Genomic DNA, 22,185 nt, shown 5'->3' on the forward strand with positions numbered 1-22,185 from the left:
TCTGTCCCCGCAGGCTGTGGATAAATGCGTGGGTAAGCTGCCTACTGCATCAACAAGTCATTGATATGAAACGAGTTTCAATGATTTGCTGCAAATTGTGGCAGCCGACTCTTTTGGAGTGATGTTGAGCGCAGGCGGGTTTGCCGTACTCAACATCGGAAGAGATCAGTGCGGGAGCGCGTTTGCCGGCGCCGCCAGATCGGCGTCTGCCCAGGCTTCCTGGCTTTGCTCGCGGGCCGCTGTCAGTTGCTGGCAGAGTTCAAACACACCCAAGGAGTCGGCCCCAACTTGTTCAGGCATGGGTTGGCTGGCAATGTCGGCGGGCAAATCGGTGAGGGCGCCCAGTAGCTGGAACAGCAATTCCAAGGTTGGCTCCCCCCCGGCCTCCATCTGGCGGGCCAGGCCCAGGCTTCGGCACAAATACCAGCAGGCTTGTGCGGCGTTGTCGCAATGGGCTTGGTACAGGGCTTCGGTCTCAAGTGCGGCGCTGCGGGCGTTTTGCTCAGCCCGGGCCAATGCGATGTCGTCGACGTTCAGTGGTTCAGGAAAAACATGGCAGGCGTCAATCGGCGCATCGCCCAACTCCGCGAACTCCGCAAAATCCGCGAAGTCTGCGTGATTGAATTGCGCCGTTGGTGTCAATTTGATTGCCATGATTCGCCCTGACTGCTTGAACCTTGATCGTAGGCGCTGAAGGCCGAAACCGCGACCCGTGCTTGCGGGGGAGGTGGGGCCGCAAGCGGCTGACGGTGTGAAATTATCACGCGTCGGGCCGATTTGCGGCGTTTTTCAGCGTTTCTTGGTCGGCCGTGTCCAGCCGCTGATCGACAGCTGTTTCCCGCGCGCCACACTCAGCTCACCGGAAGCCACCGGTTTGGTGATGGTGGAGCCACCGCCGATGGTGGCGCCCGCGCCGATGGTGATGGGCGCGATCAGCACACAGTTGGAGCCCACATGCACATCGGCGCCGATTTCGGTGCGGTGCTTGTTGGCGCCGTCGTAATTGGCGGTGATGGAGCCCGCGCCGTAGTTCACGCGCTCGCCCACCGTGGCATCTCCCAGGTAAGCCAGGTGATTGGCCTTGGCGCCGCGCGCCAGGGTGGAATTTTTGACTTCCACAAAGTTGCCGATGTGCACCTCGGCCCCCAGGTCGGCACCGGGCCGCAGGCGGGCAAACGGCCCGATCAAGGCGCCTTCGCCCACCTTCACGCCGAGTTTTTCGCCGTCGATGTGGGTGAACTCATGAATGCGGGCACCGGCCGCAATTTCTGCGTTGCGGATCACGCAGTTGGCACCGATGCGCACGCCATCGCCCAGGCTGACCTGACCTTCGAACACGCAATTGACGTCGATCTCCACGTCCTGGCCACAGCGCAGCTGGCCGCGAATGTCCAGCCGGGCGGGGTCGGCCAGGCGCACGCCGGCTTCCATCAAATCAAGGGCTTGTTCGCGTTGAAAGCGGCGCTCCAGGTCGGCGAGTTGCACGGGGCTGTTGACGCCCAGCACTTCGGTTTCGTTCGGGGCGGCAACGCCCAGCACGGGTACGCCTTCGGCCACGGCCATGGCGACGATGTCGGTCAGGTAGTACTCACCCTGCACATTGTTGTTGCTGAGCTGGCTCACCCAGCGCTTCAGGGCACCAGTGGGCGCGGCCATCATGCCGGTGTAGCCTTCGGCGATGGCCCGTTGTGCCGGGGTGGCATCTTTATGCTCGACGATGGCCTGCACTGGGCCGTCGCTGCCGCCGCCTTCACGGATGATGCGGCCATAGCCGGTGGGATCTTCAAGATGAATGGTCAGCAAGACGAGCGCTTGGCCCCCGCAGGCCGCCACCAGGCGCTGGGCGGTGGCGGGCTTGATCAGCGGGACGTCGCCGTTCAAGATCAAGGTGCAGCCTTCGCCTTCCAGTGCCGGCACGGCTTGTTGAATGGCGTGGCCAGTGCCCAGTTGCGGCATCTGGCGGACGAATTGCAAAGCGGGTGCGGCCACCGCCGCTTCCACTTGCTCGGCGCCGTGGCCGGTGATGACGATGCGGCGCTGGGCCGGCAGGCCGTCGGTCATGCTGAGCACGTGCTGAAGCAGCGAACGCCCGGCCAGCTTGTGCAAGACCTTGGGCAGGGCCGATTTCATGCGGGTGCCTTTGCCCGCGGCCATGATGACAATGTTCAGCGCCATAAAAAATCGCGACTTCAGTGTTGAAGCCGCGATTATGGCTGGCGTGGATGACGCTTCAGTGCGGTGCTGACGCGGGGGCGGGCACCGGCGCTTGTGCTGGTGCTTGTACCTGTGCTTGCGTGTTGACCTGCACCGTCACCCGGCGGGGTTTGGGATCAACCTGTGGGAAGTCGCTCATCGCGGCATCGAACATGGCGCCGATCAAGGCCCGGTCACCGGGGCTCACCCCTTCATTGCTGGCACGCGCTTCGTACAGCGGCTCAGCCGTTTTGCGATCACGCACCAACACCGCCACGGCTCGGTCGAAACGCCGATCCATCAAAGGGTCGCCGGGAAAGGGGATCCCGCCACGGCGCGGGCCCAGCGCGTAGCCATACCCGAAGCCATAGCGCCAAGCCGTGTAATTGCCGTGCCATCGCCACCACAGCGGGTCGTCCCAGGGCGCACGGTCGCTGGCGTTCACTCGCACGCCCAGCGTCACAAGGTAGTCGGCGGCTTGGGTATCAGGGGTCTCGGTGAAGCCCGCCTTGGCCATGGCTGCGCGGGCGCCTTCTTCCATGCGGGTTTGCACCTCGGCGGCGTCACCGGGCATTTGCTGCGAGGGCAGGCGGTCGAAGGCGTAGCTGCCGGGCTTGCGCTCGGGCGTCCAATTGCCATAGGTGGAAACTTCGCTGCTGACGGTGTAGATGCCGTTGCAGGCGCTGAGGCCCAGCACGGCAACGGCAGCCCAGCCCACCAGGCTGGCCGTGAAAAGTCGACGACGGTTCATGATGTTGCGCCTCTCCTCGTGTGTCTGGATGGCGTCATTGTCGGCCTGAATGATTGAGCGACTGTATCTGTCGTGTTAACGGCGCGCCTGCGCTGACTGCGGCAGTTTGTGGGCGCGCTCACTTGCGTTTACCTGCGCTCAGCTGCGCCTCAGGGGGATCACCGCGCTAACGCTTTGGGTGGACGGTGGTGCGCAGCTTTCATCCTCATCGAAGGCAATGTCGCCTGCCGCATCCGGTACGCCGGTGGCTTGGATGGTGCGGAAGGGAAACAGCTCACGGTCCATCATGTGCGAGGGCACGACTTTGCCCATCGCGGTGAACATGTTCTCCACCCGACCCGGGAACTTCGTTTCCCACTCGTTGATCATGGCCTTGACTTGCACGCGTTGCAGGTTCTCTTGGCTGCCGCACAGGTTGCACGGGATGATGGGGAACTCGCGGTGAGCGGCCCAGCGCACCAGATCAGGCTCGGCCACATAGGCAAGTGGGCGGATCACCACGTGTTTGCCCGTGTCGCTCACCAGCTTGGGCGGCATGCCCTTCATGCGGGCGCCGAAGAACATGTTCAGCAGCAGCGTAACGACGATGTCGTCGCGGTGGTGGCCCAGCGCAATCTTGGTGGCGCCTAACTCTTCAGCGACGCGGTACAGGTTGCCCCGGCGCAGGCGCGAGCACAGGCTGCAGGTGGTCTTGCCTTCTGGCACCAGGCGTTTAACGATGGAGTAGGTGTCTTGCTCCTCGATGTGGAAGGGCACGCCGCGTGTTTTCAGGTACTCGGGCAGGATGTGTTCCGGAAAGCCCGGCTGCTTCTGATCGAGGTTGACAGCAATGATCTCGAAGTTGATGGGCGCGCGCTGCTGCAGGTTCAACAAGATGTCGAGCATGGAGTAACTGTCTTTGCCCCCTGACAGGCACACCATGACCTTGTCGCCTTCTTCGATCATGTTGTAGTCGGTGATCGCCTGGCCCACCTGGCGGTGCAGGCGTTTGGACAATTTCTTGATGTCCACCGACAACTTGGCGTCCTGAGGGGTGTCGTCTTCGGGCAGGGGGGTGTTCATCGTCAAGGGACTCATCGGGTCATCAATTCAAAAGGTGTTCTTCAGGGCAGTTTGCGCAGGCGTTCGGTAGGTCACCAGTTGCCGCATTCGGCGCTAATGGCGACTTGGCAGTCCGGGAAAATTTCAAGCTTGGTGACCTTGATGCGCACGCCTGCCACGCCCGGCAATTTCATCAAACGGGTGCAGAGTTTGCCGAGCAGGGCTTCCAGCAGGTCGGTGTGCTCGGCGGTGCATTCTTCGATGATGATCAAGCGCACTTTGCGGTAGTCGAGCACATGGCCGATGTCGGCATCGCGAGAGACGATGGTCTGCGCGCCGAGGTTGACTTCGGCATCGACTTGAATGGGTTGTGGCCCTTCGCGTTCGAAGTCCAGCACGCCCAAATTGGCGCCGAAACGCAAGCCGCTGATGTGGATGATCTGGCGGTTGTTGCGCCGCAAGGCCAGCGGCGCCTGGCCTTCTTTCAGCGGACGCAGAAAACCTTCCGCCGCCTTGGCCGCCACCACGCCGTCGCCCAGGGCCGTTTGCACGCAGGGGTGTTGACGGCCGCTTGCGTCGCCCGCCACAAACAGGCCCAGCGCGGCGAAGCGAGGTTCATCGCGAAAGGGTTGCGAAGGCGCTGTGACACCCGCTCGCTGCAAGGCATCGCCCACCATCAGCCAAGCTTCGGGCGTGGCCTCGTAGCCCAGCAGCACCGCCACATGGTCGAAGCGCTCCTCGCCGTGGCTGCGGGATTGCACAGTCACCCCTTGCGCGTCGGGCCGCAACAGGGTCGGCAAAGGGCAGCGTGGCCGAGTGGTCATGGCCTCGCCCAGTGCCTGAACCCGTTCGACCAGGCCTTGCTGGGCACGCCAATCACTGCGCGACCACAGCGTGACCTGGTGGCCACGGGCCTGGAGAAACAGTGCGTTCTCGACCGCGTTGTCCCCGCCGCCGAGCAACAGGATGCGGCTTGGCGGCAACTGCGTGCGCCGTGCCGTGAGGCCCGGTGCATCCAGCACACGGGCATGGCCTTGTGGGCTCGGGAAAAAAGCTTCGGGCCGCAACGGCTGCAGGCCGGTAGCCAGCAATAGCGCGCGCGCCTCCAGAGGCTGCCCCCCATTCAGTTGCAATTGCCAGCCTTTGGCGGGCGTCCAGTCCAGGTGCGTAAGTTGCTGGCCCAGCAGCGTTTGAATGCCGCCATCGGCTGCATTGAAGGTACTCACATGCGCGGCAAGCTGGCGGCCCAGTGCGGCCAAGCTTTGCCCCGGGTGCCCCAGCACCCACTCTTGCTCGAAATCGAGCCCCTGCAGGTTGGCGCACAGTTGCGGCGCCCGCTCAATCAACGCGACCCGCAGGCCCAATTGGCACAGCCATGACGCTGCGCTGCAACCCGCAGGGCCGCCGCCCAGAATGGCAACATCGGTCAAGTGCGGCAGTGAATCGGGCATGGTGAGAGGCTCAAGGCGGGCAGGATCAACCTGCAATTATCCCTGTTTGGCCTCTCTTGGTGATCGCGGGCAGGTTCTTACAAGACGACTCTTGGCGCCCGGATGGCGAGGCGGTGGCGTTGCTCGCGCCAGAATTTGCGTACTCGCCAACCCAGCAACAGGGCGAGGAGGGCGCCATAGATCGCCGGTTCGGTGAAATTGTGTTTGCCTGCGCGCATCCAGATGAAATGCAGCATGCCGATCACCGCCACCACATACACCGCCTTGTGCAGCGCCTGCCAGCGCTTGCCACCCAAGTAACGGATGGCTTTGTTGAAGCTGGTGACGGCCAGCGGCAGCATCAGGGCCCATGCCGCAAAGCCCATCAGGATGAAGGGGCGTTTGGCAATGTCGTGGGCGATGTCGGCCGGCTCCAGTCCCATATCCAGCCAAGCGTAAGCCAACAAATGCAGGCAGCCGTAGGCAAAGGTGAATACGCCAAGCATGCGCCGAAAACGCAGCAGCGTCGGCTGGCCGGCAAGCACCCGCAGCGGGGTGATTGCCAGCGTCAGGCACAGGCCGCGCAATGTCCAATCGCCCAGGCGGCGGATCAGGGCTTCCGCAGGATTGGCGCCCAGCTGGTCATGGGCGGCCGCCCAGACCAGCAAGACCAGCGGCAGCAGGCACAGGGCGAACAGCAGGGGCTTGGCGGCGGGGTGCAGCCAGAGGGATTTTTGGGGCTTCATGGTTCAGAAATTCCGCTTCAGATCCATGCCGGCGTACAGCGAAGCCACCTGTGCTTCGTAGCCGTTGAACATCAGTGTCGGGCGCTTTTTGGTGAACAGGCCGTCTTCACCAATGCGGCGTTCGGTGGCCTGGCTCCAGCGCGGATGATCGACATGCGGGTTGACGTTGGAATAGAAGCCGTACTCCTGCTGGGCGGCCTTGGTCCAGCTGCTGGTGGGTTGCTTTTCCACGAAGCGGATCTTGACGATGGATTTGGCCGACTTGAAACCGTACTTCCAGGGGACGACCAATCGCACCGGCGCGCCGTTCTGGTTGGGCAGCACCTCGCCGTACATGCCAAAGGTTAGCAGGGTGAGCGGGTGCATGGCTTCGTCGATGCGCAAGCCCTCTACATAGGGCCAATCCAGCACGCCGGAGCGCACCCCGGGCATCTGCGCCTTGTCGGCCAGAGAAATGAACTCGATGAATTTGGCCTTGGACGTGGGCTCAACTTTTTTGATCAACTCGGCCAGCGAGTAACCCACCCACGGAATCACCATGGACCAGCCCTCCACGCAGCGCAGGCGGTAGATGCGCTCCTCCATGGGACTGAGCTTGAGGAGGCTGTCGAGGTCAAAGGTGCCGGGCTTGCCTACTTCGCCTTCCACGGCAACGCTCCAGGGCCGCGGCCGCAGCGTGCCCGCAGCACGTGCCGGGTCGGCCTTGTCGGTGCCAAATTCGTAGAAGTTGTTGTAGCTGCTGGCGTCTTGGTAGGTGCTGGGCTTGTCCAGCGTCATGGCGCCGGGCACCGCACTTTTGGCGCCTGCCAGCTTGGGCAGCTTGCCCGGCCCTTGTGTTTGCCCCTGCGCCAGCGCTTCGCGCCCCGCCCAGCTGGCGAGCGCTGCACCGGCCGCGCCGCTGGCCATCCGGCGCAGCCAGTCGCGGCGGGCTTCAAAAACGGCTTGGGGGGTGATTTCCGAGGTGGGAATCAGGTTCAAAGAGGGGGTCTTCATGGCAGCCTTTGCGAAGGGGGTTTGGCATGAGTCGTGCCAAGTCGCAAAAGCTTACGCTAACGGCGTTGAAGTTGCTTGACCGCGGATGAATGGGCTGGATGTGTGTGTGTGCCGCGGAGTCCGGTCCCCTTGGTGTTATCCCCTCACCACTTCATTTCGCCCTTGTTGACCTTGGCGCCCAGGTCCAAAGACATTGCACCCTCGGTCAGTTGTGGGTAGGCCTGGTTCATGGCGTTGATCAGCTCGGCACTGGTCTTGCTCGCAGCCAGATTCTTCTCGAAGGTCAGCAAATAGTCTTTGGTGAAGGTGATGGCGCTGGCGTCGACGGCAGTGCCGGCCTTCATGTGGCCGGGCACGACCAAGGCAGGCTTGAGCGCGGCCATTTCGTCCAACTGGGTGATCCAGGCGCTACGCTCGGCGACGCTTTGGGTGTCGGCCGTCCACACATGCATATTGCCGAACACCCCGATGTTGCCGACGATGGCTTTGATTGACGGGATCCACGCGTAGGGGCGGTGTGCCAAAACGCCTTGCGTGCCGCGGATCTCAATCGTCTGGCCGTCCAGCGTCAGGGTGTTGCCTTCCAGTGCGCGGGGCACCACGGGTTGGTGGGGCGCGTTGACGCCCATCTTGGGGCCCCAGAAGGCGACCTTGCCTGCCATCTTGGCCGTTAATTTGGCCAGCACGGCGGGGGTCGTCACGACGTCGGCTTGGGGGAAGAATTCTTTCAGTGTTTCGGCGCCAAAGTAGTAATCAGGGTCGGCCTGGCTCACATAGATGGTGGTGAGTTGTTTGCCGCTGTCGAGCACATTGGCGGCGATGCGCAGCGCATCCGCGCGGCTAAAGCCCGTGTCAATCACCATGGCTTGCGTGGCGCCGTAGATCACGGTGGCGTTGACATTGAAGCTATTGCTGCCGGCGTTGTACACCTTCACGGTCAGTGGCTGTGCGGCCTCGGCAGCGGTGAATGCGATGAGCAATGAGGCGGCGATAACGGTGGTGCGGATCATGGTGAACTCCAATCTGGGGGGGTGTGGAACGCCTGTTTGGCAGCGTTGGAGTGAACTTTAGTTTCAATATATGAACATATAAACCCCTTAAAATAGGCATTACTATTTCATAAATCGATCAAATCATGGATAGATTGACCGGCATGCAGGTGTTTGTGGCGGTGGCCCAAAGTGGCAGCTTCAGTGCGACGGCCGACAAGCTGGAGATGTCGCGGGCCATGGTGACGCGCTATGTGGGCGAGTTGGAGCAGTGGTTGGGCGCACGACTTTTGCAACGCACCACACGCAGCGTCACGTTGACCGACGCGGGTGAAAGCTGCCTGCGCCGTAGCCAGCAAATGTTGGCCTTGATGGAGAGCGTGGAAGAAGAAACCCAGCACCACGGTGGCGCCTTGCGCGGGCAATTGCGCGTGACCTGCAGCATGTCATTGGCCTATGCGCAGGTGGCCGGGGCCATCGCAGATTTTTTGAAGCTACACCCGCAACTCAAAATTGATCTGAATGCCAGCGAGGGGGCCTTGAACCTGGTGGAGGCGCGCATTGACCTGGCCTTGCGCATCAGCGCGGAGCCCGATCCCGCGTTGATTGGCCGCGGGTTGGCGCCCTGCACCTCGGTGCTGGTGGCCTCGCCCGAGTACTTGCGCGCACACGGCGTGCCGCAGCAACCGTCTGAGTTGGCGGCCCACCGTTGTCTGAGCTACGCCAACTTTGGCAAAAGCGTGTGGAAACTGCAGCGCGGCGATGAGACCGCTGAAGTGCGCGTGGCCAGCCATTTCAGCGCCAATGAAGCGACGGCGCTGTTGCAGGCCGCTTTGGCGGGCGGCGGCATCGCTTTGCAGCCGACCTATCTGGCGAATCCCCGTCTGCGCGATGGCAGCCTGCAAGCGCTGCTGCCGGACTGGAACCCGCCCGACATGACGCTTTATGCACTGTACCCATCGCGCAAGCATCTGTCCCCGGCGGTGCGCGCCTTGCTGGACTTCTTGGTGGAACGGTTCGCCCAGCCACCCTGGACCCTCGCCGATTGACGGGTGTCGACAAGGGGCGGGCCCCGGCTGTCGACGCACTCGTTCTTAAAGCGTGCCGTAGGAATGCAGCCCCGACAGGAACATGTTCACACCCAGGAAGGCGAAGGTGGTGACCAACAGGCCGCCCAGCGCCCACCAGGCGGACACGGTGCCGCGCAGGCCCTTCATCAGGCGCATGTGCAGCCAGGCTGCGTAGTTGAGCCAGACGATCAGGGCCCAGGTTTCCTTGGGGTCCCAGCTCCAGTAGCCGCCCCAGGCTTCGGCCGCCCAGAAGGCTCCCAAAATCGTGGCGATGGTGAAGAAGGCGAAGCCGAGGGCGATGGCCTTGTACATCAGGTCGTCCAGGATCACCAACTCAGGCAGGCGCGCGGTTAGCTTGTGCCGCAGGGCGATGCACAGGCCAAAGAAGGCTGTCAGGCCGGCGACCTTGCGCACCCAGCCGTCCAGCCCGGCCACCACCTCGGGCGACAGGCCCGCGCCGAAACGGGTGGCCACAATGGTGACGATGACTGCAGCCGGCACGGCCACAAGGCCTACCAGCAGGGCGCGCGGCGTGGCGGCCTTGAGCAGATAGGCCAGGCCCACCATGGCAGAGAGAGCGAAGGTGCCATAACCCACAAAATTGGCGGGCACGTGGATCTTCATCCACCAGCTTTGCAGGGCGGGCACCAGGGGTTGGATTTCTTGCGCGTCGCGGGCCACCGTGTACCAGATCAAAAAGGAAACGGCGGTGCTGATCACCAGCAGCACATAGGCGCCCAATGCGCGGGTCTTGAAGCGGGCTTCGTAGTAGAGGTAGAACAGCGCCGTCAGCCAAGCGAACAGCACAAACACCTCGTAGAGATTGCTGACGGGGATGTGGCCGATGTCGGGGCCGATCTGGTGGCTTTCAAACCAACGCACCATGGTGCCGGTGAGCGCCATGAACACAGCGCCCCAGGCCAGCTTGGAGCCGATCAACTCGGCCGTGCTGTTGTTGCCGCGCTGGGTGAAGAAGCCACCCCAGTAGAACAGCGTGCTCATGTAGAACAGCACGCTCATCCACATGATGGCGCTTTGGCTGGAGAGCATGTATTTCAGCCAAAACACTTGGTCCGCCGCAGCCAGATCGGCGCCGAAGCTGTCGCTGTGCTGGCCGTAGAGCTGGATCGCGCTGAGGCTGGCGATGCCCACGCACAGCGTGAGCAGGCGCAAGGGGCGCCAGAACCAGCCCAAGGCGATCAGGGCGGGTACGGCAAAAGTCAAGATACCTTTTTCGTAGCCATTCATCGAGACACCGTAGCGTTGGAAGGCAAACAGGCCGCCGCCCAGGATCATTGCAGCGAACAGCCAGTCGGCCACGCTGCGCTGTGTGAAATAGCCTTGCCGGCCCAGGGTTTTGCTGGGTGCTAGACCCGGTTTGAGGGCAGTAGATGCGGTGTTCATACGCTTTCTTCCTTCAGCAGAGCAGCCTTGAGCTGCTCAAATTCGGTCGCGACGTCAGGGGACTCTCGCGTGCAGGACAAGGCCATGCGCACGCGCGTGGTATCGATTTGGCCCGGGGCGCTTTCCAGCCAGACCCAGAGGCGGCGTTCTTTGATGTAGAGCATCGCAAGCACGCCGATGATCAGCAAGATCGCGCCCAGATACACCAGCTTTTGCCCCGGCGCCCGGGTGACCTGGAACACGCTGGCCTGTACTTGCTTGAATTCATCCAACTGCACCAGCACCGGCGAAGGGTAGAACATGCTGTCCGACAAGGCCAGCACTGATTGCGTCATGAAGGTCTGCGTCTGGGCGTCTGTGGCAGGCGGCGTTTGGCCGGCCTGCTCGCGGCTGATCTTGTACAGCTCGAACAGGCTGCCGTTGAGAATGCGCAGCAGCACCTCGCTGACCCGTTGCTGCTCGGCGGCCGGTACTTCGGTTTCGATGAAGTTGGACAGCGCGGGCAGGCCGCCTTGGAGTTCGGCCGTGGCGGTGGCGGTGCTGGCACCGGCACCGGCACTTGCAGCAGAACTGCCTGATGCCGCAACATCCGCAGCGCCCGCCGAGCCTACCTTGGGTTTGGTCTTTTCGACACCCGCAAAAAGCCCCAGCGCCCGAGCCGCCGTGGCCTGCAACTGCGGCAACATCTGGGGTTTGTCGGCGGGGGTGGCCATCTCGGCATAGCGGCGTGCGGCTCTTTCGCGCCGGGGGGTGTCCAGCAGCGCGGCGCGCAGGTTCAGCCAACTTTGCATGCTGGCGCGATCATCCGCTGGGATTCGAAGGTAGCGGAAGCCGTCATTGAGGTTCTCCCGCACGCCGACCAGAAACACCGATTGGCCCTCCAGTGTTACGGGCGACATGTAGTTGTTGAATTCGCGGCGCTGCCCCGCGGCGTCGATCAGCTTGTAGCTGAAGGACGGGCCGATATTGTGCAAGGCCTTGTCGTTTGGATTGCGGGCGCCGCTGCCCAGGTGCTTGCCCAGGGTGTCCACCAGATCGACACGGCGAACATCCGTGCTGGTGTCGGCGCCGGAGTTGCTGCTCATGTTTTCAACGTTGATGACGCGCAGGCTGCCCAGTTCCAGGGTGAGTGCGTCCTTGTCGTTAGGGCCTGTTTTTAGCGTCACGGTATTGCCCACGCGGCCTTGCAGGGCCACGGGTTTGCCGCCGCCTTGCAGGGGGTACGCCAGCAGTTTGAGCTCGGAGCCGCCGTCGTCAAAGCTGCTCTGGTACAGGGCAACGCCTTGATGGATCAGGGGTTCATTGACCTTGATCTTGGCTTCGGTCAGCTTGCCGGTGTCGTGGTCGCGGATGATCACATCGCTGGCGAACAGCTTGGGCATGCCGGTGTCGTAGTACTCGACGATGAACTTTTTCAGCTCCACGTCAAAGGGCAGGTCTTGCAAGACCACGCCGGTGGGCATGGACAGGATAGCGGTGGCGGCACGCCCGCCCTCCGGCACCATCAGATTGCCGCGAAAGCTGGGGTTGCCGGGGGGCAGGCGGTGGTCGGCGGTGACTTCGCTGATCAGGCCGCCGCCTTCATAAACCGACTTGTTTTGCGCCCACATCAGGCCGCGCAGCAGCAAGTCGCCGTCCAGCAGGCCGCCCAGGCAGACCAGCACAATGGCCGAGTGCGCTGCCAGATAACCCACCTTGTTGGCGGCACCTTTGCGGGCCGCCACCATCACGCCACGGTCGCGCACCTGGATCTTGGCTTTCCAGCCCGCACCGCTCAGCAAGCTGGAGACCTGGGCCAAGGCCGCTTCGGTGCCGCCCGCCATATGGCCAAGCGCTTTGTGGTGAAACGATTGCAGCGACTGCTCGCGCACATGCTCTTTGTAGTTGCGCAGGTCCTGAATGATCTTGGGAGTGTTGCGCAGAATGCACAAACTGGTGGAGGTGACCAGAAAACCCAGGATCAGCAAAAACCACCAGGCGCCATAGACGGTGTAGAGATCCAGCTTGCCGAACACCTCAGACCAAAATGGCCCGAACTGGTTGACATAGTTGTTCAGCGGTTCGCGCTGCTTGACCACGGTGCCGATCACCGAGGCGATGCAGATGACGGTCAGCAAGGACACGGCAAAGCGCATGGACGCCAGCAGATCCAGCAACTCGCGCATCAGGGGTTGACGCCGGGCGGGCAAGGGCGCGGGCGCCGACAAAGGGAGCGGCGGAGCAAGGGGCGTGTCACTCATGGGGCAGATTGTCGCGGGAGCGGTGCAGGGGCGGAACAGGATGAAAAAAGGCCGGTGAAACTCACCGGCCTTTTGTATTTTTTGACGTGATTGCCTTTTGTCTCAGGCGCATCGCTGGCCCGAACAGCGCATCAAAGGCATCAACGCAGGCCGGCGATGTAGTCGGCCACGGCCTTGATTTCGCGGTCGTTCATTTTGGCGGCAACACCGGCCATCTGTACGTTGTTTGTGCGGGTCCCGGCGCGGAAGGCGTTCAATTGGGCCTCGGTGTAGTCAGCGTGCTGACCAGCCAGGCGCGGGTACTGCACAGGCAGACCGGCGCCACTCGGGCCGTGGCAGGCTGCGCAGGCGGGGATTTGGCGGTCGGCAATGCCGCCACGGTAGATCTTTTCGCCCAGGGCGACCGTGTCCTTGTTCTTGGCGAAGCCTTCTTTGGCGTGCTTGGTGGCGTAGAAGGCCGTGACGTTCTTGATGTCTTCGTCCGACAGCGTTGACGCCATGCCCTTCATGATCGCGTTGTTGCGAACACCGGACTTGAATTCATTCAGCTGCTTGGCCAAGTACTCAGGGTGCTGACCTTGCAAAATCGGGTTGGTTGGCGCGCCCCGGCTGCCGTCTGCCGTGTGGCAGGCCGCGCAAACTTGACTGGAGATGGCTTGACCTTTGGCCAAGTCGGGTTTGGCAGGTGCTGCGCCCTCGTTTGCCATCGCGGCAGACGTCAACACAAAGCCCGACAACAGGAAAACCAGAGGTTTCAACAAAGCAGCAGTCTTCATCATGAATATATTGATTCGGTAAGCGCAACCCAGGGATTTTACAATGGCAATTCACTAGCGCCCTATTAAACATGACCAACACCTCTGCAACACCGCAACAAACCCCTGCGGATGATCCAACTGACAAGGTGGTGTTGGGTTGGACCCACACCGCCCGGTTCTTGACTACCGCCAGCGAATTGGTGCACCTGCCCCCCAATGAATTGCCGGAAATTGCCTTCGTCGGGCGCTCCAATGCGGGCAAATCCACCGCCATTAATACCCTGGCGCAGCAAAAGCGTCTGGCGTTCGCCTCCAAGACGCCTGGGCGCACACAGCACATCAATTTGTTCGAACTGGGCCCCAAGGACGCCGCCAACGCCTGGTTTGCCGACTTGCCGGGTTACGGCTACGCCGCAGTGGCCCGTTCGGCCAAGCTGCGCTGGCAGAAGGTGATGGCCGATTATCTGGAGGTGCGACGCAGCTTGTCCGGCGTGGTGCTGATGGTGGATTCCCGCTTGGGCCTCACCGATCTCGACAAGCAACTGCTGGAATTTGTCAGGCCGCGCGTCAGCAGCGGTGAGATCAAGCTGCTGGTGCTGCTGACCAAATCTGACAAGCTCAACCGCAAAGAGGCGGACGCGGCGCTGTTCGGTACACAGGATTTTCTGGGCGAAATGGCTACGGAGGCGTCCGACGTGTCGGTGACGCTGTTCTCGGCCCTGAAGAAAAAGGGCGTCGAGGATGTGGCGCGTGCGCTGTACGAGTGGGTGCACGTTGCGCCGACGCAGGTTGAAGCTGATTTGGCTGATCCTGCCGTGGCGCCAATCACACCGCAAGCTGCGGCGGAGTGAGTTGCTGAAGCCGCCGCAGGGCGGCGGGCCTGCCTCAGCCGCCGCTCTCGTCGTCGTCCAGATCCTGCATCAGGGTGCTCATGGCGCGGGAGACCAAGCTCTCTTCGTCCAGCTTGGTGATCAAGCCGTTGGCCAGCAATTTCTCGACAGCGCCGCGTGTGAGCGAATGGCGCTCCGAGGGGTCTTGCCCGATGAACAGGTAGAACTTCGCGTTCTCGCTGATCCAGGCCACTTGGGCGGAGCCCCATTCGCCCTGCACGAACAGGTGATACCAATTGCCCAGGCGGATGCGGTCCAGCCATTGATCGCGGGCCGTTTGCGCCGTCGGCGAGTTGGCTTCGTCGTAAAGCTGCACCGGCATGGTGGGCAACTGGCCGCGATCGATCTTGGTGTTGGTCCAGTGGTCGGGCATGCGTGATTCGCGCTCGACCAGCAGGCGGCTGACCGTGGCCTCTGGCGACGGTGCCAATGTAGGCACAGTGCCGGGAACGGGCGTGGCCTGCCGCACATAACCTTCTGGCAAAGCGGGGAGGCCGCGCAGCAGGCGGCCATGCATTTGCATCAGTTCTTGCAGCACGGGCTCTGTGTCGGCCGGGCTCAACGCAATGCTGTCGCAGCCTTGTTTGAATCCTTCTAGCAGGGCGGGCAGTTTGTGCCGCAAGGCCTGGCGGGAGGTTTCTTCAGGCACGGTTTGGAGGCTGTCCAGCAGGCGGTCAACCCAGTCAATTCGGGCACTGACTTGCGGGGCATCTTCACCCTGCTGCACCATGGCCTGGACGATCACGCGGGGCCACTGCGTGTGCAGGAACTGGAAGACGCGCGGCCCCAGCGGCGCGCCAAAGCTCTGAGCGCTGATTTGCTCTGCGACCAGCTTTAGCCATTGACCGCGCATTTGCTCGCGCTCCAGCGCGGCCAAGGCACTGGCACTGCCCTGGCTGCGTTGTTGGGCTTGGGCGCTGATGTGGGCGTCCACCCGGTCAAGCACTTGCTGAAACAAGAGCGCGCTGGGCGTGGCGCTTTCAATCAGCAGCGGCAACTCACGGTCCATGAATTGCAGAAAGGCTTGCAGGCTTTCGTTGTCCACCCGGTCAAACGCCATGCCGTGCGCGGCGACCCGATTGAGCAAGCGCCAGGTGGGGTGGTCTTGACGGTGCAGCAGGCTGGCGTCGCTGCGGGACAAACGCACCACCGCCACCTGCAGCCGGGCCAGCAGTGCTTTTAGCGGTGGCAGCAGCCGCGGGTCGGCAAGAATTTGGTCGTAGAGCCGGCTGAGCATGTCCTGCCCGCCCGCCTTGATGAATACTGGCTCTTTGCTACCTGTGGCGGCTGGGCTGCGGGGCAGATTCTGTGGTCGACTGTTGTGTTGATTGACGCGCCGGGTCAGGCCGTCCAGTGTGGCGGGCTCGGTCTGGCGGCGTGCGTCTTTGAGGCGCAAATCCGCATCGCCATCGCGAATTTTCGAGGCATGGGTGACCAGCAGCGCATCCATTTCGGCGGCCCGCAATAAGCTGCACAGATCCATGTACAGGCTTTGTAGCCCCAGGGCCAGCGGCGTGGCCGCGACCTGCATCAGGCCGTAGCGCCGCTCCGGGTCCATTTCAACGCCGGACAAGGCACGCAGCAGCGCGTGGGCAAACAGGGCTGGCCGCAAAGGATTTTCATTTTTACGGGCGCGTGCGGTGCCGCGCAGTGCTGCAAAAAAATTTCCCAACTGGTGCAACTCCGGCGCGCATTGCTGCTCAACGGTGTTGATCACGTGGGCGATGGCCACGTCCTGCAAGGCTTGGCGTTCGTCCACCAAACTGAGGCTGTCCAAACTGCCGGACCGCTGTGGTGAGGGACTGTCCCCCTGGGGGCTGGCGGCCAGAGTTTGTCGCATGGAGGATTCGAAGTCCGCCACGAAACTTGGCTGCACCCGGCGCCAGGGTTCTTGCAGCGCAAAGTGTTGCGGCTTTGCTTTGAACTCATCTTGCAGGGCGTTGAACAAGCCGAGGCTCAGCCCGGGTAGATGGGCTTGCGCTGCCGAAAGGAGCGTGTTGAGGTTGGGGGCGGCCATGGTGCGTTGGGAACGGGGAGTCGAACATTATGTAGGCGAGCCGCCCTGAAATCAGGGACATCCTAGGGAGCCCCCCCGAGGCAAGTGCCTTTTCGTGCTTTGCCAACGAAAAAGGGCCGCAGCGAATGAGCTGCGGCCCTTTTTTGTTTTTCAGGCATGACCCTGGGCGGGTCATGCCGGAGGGTGGGGCAATTACATGCCCATATCGCCCATGCCACCCATGCCGCCCATGCCACCAGGCATGCCGCCGCCGGCTGCTTCTTCCTTCGGCGACTCAGCGACCATGCACTCGGTCGTCAACATCAGCGAAGCGACGGAAGCTGCGTTTTGCAGAGCCGTACGGGTCACCTTGGTCGGGTCCAGAATGCCCATTTCGATCATGTCGCCATAGGTGTCGTTGGCAGCGTTGAAGCCGTAGTTGCCCGAACCGCCCAACACGGCGTTGATCACCACGCTGGGCTCGCCGCCGGCGTTGTAAACGATCTCGCGCAGGGGGGCTTCGATGGCCTTCAACACCAGCTTGATGCCGGCGTCTTGGTCGGCGTTGGCGCCGACGATGGTGCCAGCCGCTTGCTTGGCGCGCAGCAGAGCCACGCCGCCACCGGCCACGATGCCTTCTTCCACAGCAGCGCGGGTTGCGTGCAGGGCGTCTTCAACGCGGGCCTTCTTTTCCTTCATTTCGACTTCGGTCGCAGCGCCGACCTTGATCAGTGCAACGCCGCCGGCCAGCTTGGCCACGCGCTCTTGCAGCTTTTCACGGTCGTAGTCGCTGGTGGCTTCTTCGATCTGGATGCGCACTTGCTTGACGCGGGCTTCGATGTCGGCTGCAGCACCCAGGCCGTCGATGATGGTGGTGTTTTCCTTGCCGATTTCAGCGCGCTTGGCTTGGCCCAGATCAGCCAAAGTGACCTTCTCCAGCGTCAGGCCGACTTCTTCAGCGATGACCTTGCCGCCGGTCAGGATGGCGATGTCTTCCAGCATGGCTTTGCGGCGGTCGCCGAAGCCAGGCGCCTTGACGGCCACAACCTTCAGGATGCCGCGGATGGTGTTGACCACCAGCGTTGCCAGGGCTTCGCCTTCGACGTCTTCAGCAATGATCAGCAGCGGACGGCCGGACTTGGCCACTTGCTCCAGCGTGGGCAGCAGGTCGCGGATGTTGCTGATCTTCTTGTCGTACAGCAGCACGAAGGGGTTGTCCAACAGCGCGGCTTGCTTTTCCGGGTTGTTGATGAAGTAGGGCGACAGGTAGCCGCGGTCGAATTGCATGCCTTCGACGACGTCCAGCTCGTTGTCCAGCGACTTGCCGTCTTCGACGGTGATGACGCCTTCCTTGCCGACCTTGTCCATGGCGTCGGCAATGATCTTGCCGATGGACTCATCGCTGTTGGCCGAGATGGAGCCAACTTGTGCGATTTCCTTGGAGGTGGTGGTGGCCTTGGAGGCCTTCTTCAGCTCGGCGACCAGGGCGGCAACCGCCTTGTCGATGCCGCGCTTCAGGTCCATCGGGTTCATGCCGGCGGCCACGTACTTCATGCCTTCGCGCACGATGGCTTGAGCCAGCACGGTGGCGGTGGTGGTGCCGTCGCCAGCGTTGTCAGACGTCTTGGAAGCCACTTCCTTGACCATCTGCGCGCCCATGTTCTGGAGCTTGTCCTTCAGCTCGATTTCCTTGGCCACGGACACACCGTCCTTGGTCACGGTGGGGGCGCCATACGAGCGCTCCAGCACCACGTTGCGGCCCTTGGGGCCCAGGGTGACCTTGACCGCGTTGGCCAGGATGTTCACGCCTTCAACCATGCGAGCGCGGGCTTCGCCGCCGAAAATTACGTCTTTTGCTGCCATGAAATTTCTCCGAAATTCGTAAAAGAGAGCTACGCCTGTTTTACCGACTGTTGTTGGGAAAGAAAGCGTAGCGAGCGCCAGTCAGGCAAGGCGGGCGAAGCTGCGGATGCCGGAACGTACTTCCTGTACGTGAGGATTCCGAGCATTCGACCAACGCCGCATGACAGGGGCGCAGTAGCTTTATTTCTCAACAACCGCAAACAGGTCTTCTTCGCGCATCACCAGCAGTTCGTCGCCATCAACCTTGACGGTCTGGCCGCTGTACTTGCCGAACAAAACGCGGTCGCCGACCTTCACGTTCAGGGCGATCAGGTCGCCACGGTCGTTGCGCTTGCCGGCGCCAACGGCCAGCACTTCACCTTGATCCGGCTTTTCAGCAGCGGCGTCAGGGATGACGATGCCCGAAGCGGTCTTGGTTTCTTGTTCCAGGCGCTTAACGATCACGCGGTCGTGCAGAGGACGCAGTTTCATCACATCTCCTTGAGATTTTGTCGGTACTACAAAGCAAAGGGGTGCCCGCCAATGCGGCCACCCAGCATGGGAAAAGAACAAAAACGGGGTCAGACCCGAACGCAAAGCGACCCGTTGGGTCGCCTTCCAGAGGTTTAGCACTCAACACATGCGAGTGCTAGCAAACTCATTATAGGGGCGCTTGATCAGCTTTCAAGGGGGGGTGTCTCGCGCAGATGCAACCGCTCTCCATACGCTACAGCCTCGCGTTTTCAGAACGGTTCAGTCCGGCTAGTCGGCATTCGGGCCTCACGCCGGATGCGGTACGTCGCAAAGCTGCAGATTGTTCTTACCGGTCTTCTTGACACGATACATGGCCTCGTCAGCAAGATGGAGCAGATCGGTCATATTGCTTGAATGATCTGGACACACGGCGATGCCAATGCTGGCTCCGACCTGTATCCGTGCGCCCTTGTACTCGATGGGCTGCGCAATCTGCTCCAGCAGTTTCGAGGCAACCTGGACGGCATCCTCGCAGGTCGAAATTTCGTTCAGGATGATGACGAATTCGTCGCCCCCTTGTCGAGCAGCTGTGTCCACTGCCCGGAGGGTCGCACGCATTCTCTCAGCCACCTCCTTGAGCACAAGGTCGCCAGCTTCATGGCCATGGCCGTCGTTGGCCGCTTTGAACCCGTCGAGATCAATGAAGATCACTGCGGCCTTGCACTGACGGCGATTGGCACCTGCAATGGCCTGCTCCAGCCGATCGCGCGCCAAACGCAGTGTCGGCAGGCCGGTGAGCGCATCGTGGTTGGCTTGGTGGGAAATGAGGGCCTGCTGCCGTTCGATCTCATCACGTTGGGAGCTGATTTTGTCAATCAGCTTAACGATCGACTCGTTGTATGACCTAAGGCCCAGCACCATGGTGAGGATGCCAACACTCGTGCCAATCAGGACGCCGACCCAGTTTTGCAGCTTGCGAATGTACTCATTGGCATCGAATGCAATCGCCAGCCAACCCTGGGAAAAAGCGGCGGTGACGCCCAGCACGAACAGCATTTGGCCGACGATGTACCCGTTGCTGATTCGACGGGGGAACAGGACCGCGCAGATTGTGCAACTGATAATTACCCAGACTAGTCCTGCACTATAAAAACCGAATGTCCATAGGCCACCCGCGCCAATGGCGAACATGGTCAAGACTGCGGCTGTAGCGGAGAACTTATGGGGCAGGCGATTCCGCCGGACATACAGCGTGACGATCGCTAGCGCCGCCAACGTATGGACGATATAGACCGGCTGCAATCCGGTCTGCATGGCGCGGAGCCAGGACCCAGGCATTCCAAGTACCGCTAGCACCAGCAATCCTCGCCAAACCTGTTGCAGGAACTGGCTGCGAATGTGGTCAGTGGTCAGATCATTCTGCTTCACCATCCGGATACCCCCGCCAACGCCATCCGCGGCTGCGTGTGTCGCCTATGCCGTCTTTTATTTGCGCGGATGTTAGCTTTGCTGCCCATGCCACCGATGCCTGGGTGAAACGCATTTTCAGTGCGCCGACGATCCGTGCGAGAGAACGAAAACCCGAATAGCTCGTCTTCGCCGCCGCGAAATAAGAGACCACCGATTTGAGCGCATCGAAGATCGGTTCCGGGAGCCCCCAAAAGGCTTCAGCCTTGTAAAGGGCTGTTCTGCAGCGGCTCGATGAATCCGACAAGCCCGGGTGAACTTCCGCAAAGGGCACGATCCTGACGGAGGTGGCCAACTGCGAGGTGCCCAAAGCCCAAGTCCCAGATCCACTGCGATGGACTGCACCGCAGCGGTTACGGTCATTGATACAGCCCCGTCCACCGACCACTTCATGACACCCCTTGGCCGCTCGCGCGGTAAGTGTGATCTTGGCGCCTTCGACGTGCCGAGGCGTGGCGCTCCAGCGCGAGAAGGCCAGGTATTGCTCGAGCAAGGGCTTGAAACTTGAGCCGTGACGCCGAGCCTGATCTCTGCGGGGTTCGGCCGTTCATACCTTGGCGAGGAAGGCCGCCGCATCACCCGCTTCACACTTCCAATCTGCGAAGACCCCGACCAGATTGCATTCGACGCAGTGGCAAGCGATGTAGTACCAGCGCACGTCATGTGTGCCCTCGTAGACGGAGACGCCGGACATCAGCTCGAACACCTCGCTTTCACACACGCACTCGTGCGCCTCGGGCACGGCTTCTTCAATGTAGTCCGCGCTGTCGCCCATCAGGTGTTCCTGCCCGCAGTCGGTGCAGGTGCGGATCGCCACGCCGGCTTCTTCATCGGTCTGCAGCGCGAAAGTCCGGCACCCGCAGTCGCATTTGGACGCGGCAAACCGGACGGCCTCATGGCGATTCGCAACGCTGTAGCTGCGCAGCTCGGCTTGGGTGTCGCCCGACGTCGTCCCGTACCAGAACTCGCCCTTCTTCGTCAGTGCCATTGATGCTGCTCCGTTCTTCAAGATGGGCTTCCCGGCAGGCCCGACGCCGGGCTCGCCCCGATCACCCGGATTGTGCCTGGAGGCCCGGCGAATCGTCGTCTAGGGCTCAGGTCGGGGTGGTCGCCCGGAGCCGAGACGCATTGGCGACTGGTAGAAGTGCAGCGGTTGTGGCCATTCGTGCTTGCCGCTTGTGGGGCGGCTTCGTGCCCAGAGCTGTCGTCGGCCCTGCCGAAACGAATTGCCGGAAAGCTGTCGCTCAACGTTGAAATTCAGCGACCGCCGAAGGCGGTCCGCTGGAATGAGAGGTTAGCCTTCATCGCCGCCACCACTGCATGCGGTTTGAAACATGATCCCAATACAGGTGAATGGAATCGCAATCCCCGTCGACGATGCTAAGCCCAGACGCGCCCTTGGTAGCCTTGCAGCCTGGAAGCTCCCCTTCCTCCATTGAGCATTCGAGCGGATACACCTCCAGTTTTGCGGGAGCAGAACATATGGCCGCTTGAGCCCCAGGCCCGACGCCAAACTCCAGGTATTGGTAGCGCAGGCTCTTTCCGCGCGATCCAGCTTGAATCGCGAGGTAAACCTTGCTTCCCGCATACCCAAGCATTGCGCCGCCTCGGCTACTTCTGCCATCGAAGTCCCCAGCCACCGCAGATGCGGAATCCCAGCGGATCGACGGCTTGGCCTTGGCCAGGTCGCGCAGCATTTGCTCCGACGGTCCTCCCGCGCGGCAAGCGAACGGCCAGAGCGCAGCGGCGGCGATGCAGAGAGTGATGTATCTCATGAAGGCTAACGAATGAAAGGGACTTCCCCGTCCCGAGCTAGCCGCGTTGCGGCAAACGGCAACTGAGTGCCACGATGGGAAGTACGGTATCTCATCAACTTACTCGGAAGGGGAAATCATGGCCAT

Annotated in this window: 20 protein-coding genes and 1 pseudogene; 2 read left to right on the forward strand and 19 right to left on the reverse strand. The window is 61.9% G+C overall.

Annotated elements, in window-relative coordinates; translation table 11 throughout:
• Window positions 1-165 precede the first annotated feature (165 nt).
• From PRZ01_RS06195 to PRZ01_RS06235, 9 genes and pseudogenes are all read right to left on the reverse strand, one after another.
• Window positions 166-654, reverse strand: a complete 489-nt coding sequence (locus PRZ01_RS06195) for a hypothetical protein (RefSeq protein ID WP_273595894.1) — start codon at window positions 652-654, stop codon at window positions 166-168.
• A gap of 135 nt (window positions 655-789) precedes the next feature.
• Window positions 790-2,175 (reverse strand): bifunctional UDP-N-acetylglucosamine diphosphorylase/glucosamine-1-phosphate N-acetyltransferase GlmU, encoded by a 1,386-nt coding sequence (glmU, locus tag PRZ01_RS06200; protein ID WP_273595895.1) that lies wholly within the window; start codon window positions 2,173-2,175, stop codon window positions 790-792.
• A 55-nt stretch (window positions 2,176-2,230) separates the two neighbouring features.
• Window positions 2,231-2,944: a DUF4136 domain-containing protein gene (locus tag PRZ01_RS06205; protein ID WP_273595896.1), complete on the reverse strand. Its 714-nt coding sequence runs from the start codon at window positions 2,942-2,944 to the stop codon at window positions 2,231-2,233.
• 138 nt (window positions 2,945-3,082) lie between these two features.
• Entirely contained in the window at window positions 3,083-4,006 is a 924-nt protein-coding gene (gene ttcA, locus PRZ01_RS06210) for a tRNA 2-thiocytidine(32) synthetase TtcA (RefSeq protein ID WP_273595897.1), read from the reverse strand.
• Between the two features lie 71 nt (window positions 4,007-4,077).
• Window positions 4,078-4,446 carry a dihydroneopterin aldolase gene (locus tag PRZ01_RS06215; protein WP_273595921.1) on the reverse strand — a complete coding sequence of 123 codons (369 nt, stop codon included), beginning with the start codon at window positions 4,444-4,446 and terminating at the stop codon, window positions 4,078-4,080.
• Between the two features lie 99 nt (window positions 4,447-4,545).
• A pseudogene (locus tag PRZ01_RS06220) lies at window positions 4,546-5,436 on the reverse strand (FAD-dependent oxidoreductase); the annotation flags it as partial.
• A 77-nt stretch (window positions 5,437-5,513) separates the two neighbouring features.
• Window positions 5,514-6,161 (reverse strand): protein-methionine-sulfoxide reductase heme-binding subunit MsrQ, encoded by a 648-nt coding sequence (locus PRZ01_RS06225; protein ID WP_273595898.1) that lies wholly within the window; start codon window positions 6,159-6,161, stop codon window positions 5,514-5,516.
• A 3-nt stretch (window positions 6,162-6,164) separates the two neighbouring features.
• On the reverse strand, window positions 6,165-7,154 hold the full coding sequence (gene msrP, locus PRZ01_RS06230; RefSeq protein ID WP_273595899.1) for a protein-methionine-sulfoxide reductase catalytic subunit MsrP: 990 nt from the start codon (window positions 7,152-7,154) through the stop codon (window positions 6,165-6,167).
• Window positions 7,155-7,297: 143 nt separating this feature from the next.
• Complete coding sequence (locus PRZ01_RS06235) at window positions 7,298-8,164, reverse strand: MBL fold metallo-hydrolase (RefSeq protein ID WP_273595900.1); 867 nt, start codon at window positions 8,162-8,164, stop codon at window positions 7,298-7,300.
• A gap of 125 nt (window positions 8,165-8,289) precedes the next feature.
• On the opposite strand from PRZ01_RS06235, the gene PRZ01_RS06240 reads away from it, so the two are divergent.
• Window positions 8,290-9,192 (forward strand): LysR family transcriptional regulator, encoded by a 903-nt coding sequence (locus tag PRZ01_RS06240; RefSeq protein WP_273595901.1) that lies wholly within the window; start codon window positions 8,290-8,292, stop codon window positions 9,190-9,192.
• 45 nt (window positions 9,193-9,237) lie between these two features.
• Here the strand turns inward: PRZ01_RS06240 and ccsB are convergent, their stop codons facing one another.
• The 3 genes from ccsB to PRZ01_RS06255 all read right to left on the reverse strand — a co-directional run bounded on the left by ccsB (window position 9,238) and on the right by PRZ01_RS06255 (window position 13,633).
• Complete coding sequence (gene ccsB / locus PRZ01_RS06245) at window positions 9,238-10,617, reverse strand: c-type cytochrome biogenesis protein CcsB (protein WP_273595902.1); 1,380 nt, start codon at window positions 10,615-10,617, stop codon at window positions 9,238-9,240.
• A complete protein-coding gene (locus tag PRZ01_RS06250) occupies window positions 10,614-12,857 on the reverse strand; it encodes a cytochrome c biogenesis protein ResB (RefSeq protein ID WP_409993810.1) in 2,244 nt (747 codons plus the stop codon). The genes ccsB and PRZ01_RS06250 overlap by 4 nt, the downstream gene beginning before the upstream one ends.
• Window positions 12,858-12,997: 140 nt before the next feature.
• A complete protein-coding gene (locus PRZ01_RS06255) occupies window positions 12,998-13,633 on the reverse strand; it encodes a c-type cytochrome (protein WP_273595903.1) in 636 nt (211 codons plus the stop codon).
• Between the two features lie 71 nt (window positions 13,634-13,704).
• Between PRZ01_RS06255 and yihA the strand changes: the two genes are divergently transcribed.
• Complete coding sequence (yihA, locus tag PRZ01_RS06260) at window positions 13,705-14,466, forward strand: ribosome biogenesis GTP-binding protein YihA/YsxC (protein ID WP_273595904.1); 762 nt, start codon at window positions 13,705-13,707, stop codon at window positions 14,464-14,466.
• A 34-nt stretch (window positions 14,467-14,500) separates the two neighbouring features.
• On the opposite strand, the gene PRZ01_RS06265 is transcribed toward yihA, so the two are convergent.
• The 7 genes from PRZ01_RS06265 to PRZ01_RS06295 all read right to left on the reverse strand — a co-directional run bounded on the left by PRZ01_RS06265 (window position 14,501) and on the right by PRZ01_RS06295 (window position 21,981).
• Window positions 14,501-16,522 carry a DUF1631 family protein gene (locus PRZ01_RS06265; RefSeq protein ID WP_273595905.1) on the reverse strand — a complete coding sequence of 674 codons (2,022 nt, stop codon included), beginning with the start codon at window positions 16,520-16,522 and terminating at the stop codon, window positions 14,501-14,503.
• 192 nt (window positions 16,523-16,714) lie between these two features.
• Window positions 16,715-18,364 (reverse strand): chaperonin GroEL, encoded by a 1,650-nt coding sequence (groL, locus tag PRZ01_RS06270; protein ID WP_273595906.1) that lies wholly within the window; start codon window positions 18,362-18,364, stop codon window positions 16,715-16,717.
• Window positions 18,365-18,544: 180 nt separating this feature from the next.
• A complete protein-coding gene (groES, locus tag PRZ01_RS06275) occupies window positions 18,545-18,835 on the reverse strand; it encodes a co-chaperone GroES (protein ID WP_133700865.1) in 291 nt (96 codons plus the stop codon).
• Window positions 18,836-19,123: 288 nt separating this feature from the next.
• Window positions 19,124-20,248, reverse strand: coding sequence for a GGDEF domain-containing protein (locus PRZ01_RS06280; protein WP_273595907.1), 1,125 nt, complete (start codon window positions 20,246-20,248; stop codon window positions 19,124-19,126).
• Complete coding sequence (locus PRZ01_RS06285; RefSeq protein ID WP_273595908.1) at window positions 20,232-20,579, reverse strand: hypothetical protein; 348 nt, start codon at window positions 20,577-20,579, stop codon at window positions 20,232-20,234. Before PRZ01_RS06285 ends, PRZ01_RS06280 begins: the two co-directional genes overlap by 17 nt.
• A 252-nt stretch (window positions 20,580-20,831) precedes the next feature.
• Window positions 20,832-21,272, reverse strand: coding sequence for a hypothetical protein (locus tag PRZ01_RS06290; protein WP_273595909.1), 441 nt, complete (start codon window positions 21,270-21,272; stop codon window positions 20,832-20,834).
• Between the two features lie 313 nt (window positions 21,273-21,585).
• Window positions 21,586-21,981 (reverse strand): hypothetical protein, encoded by a 396-nt coding sequence (locus PRZ01_RS06295; protein WP_273595910.1) that lies wholly within the window; start codon window positions 21,979-21,981, stop codon window positions 21,586-21,588.
• Window positions 21,982-22,185 lie beyond the last annotated feature (204 nt).

Source organism: Roseateles koreensis (assembly GCF_028595305.1).
GTDB lineage: Bacteria > Pseudomonadota > Gammaproteobacteria > Burkholderiales > Burkholderiaceae_C > Paucibacter_A > Paucibacter_A koreensis.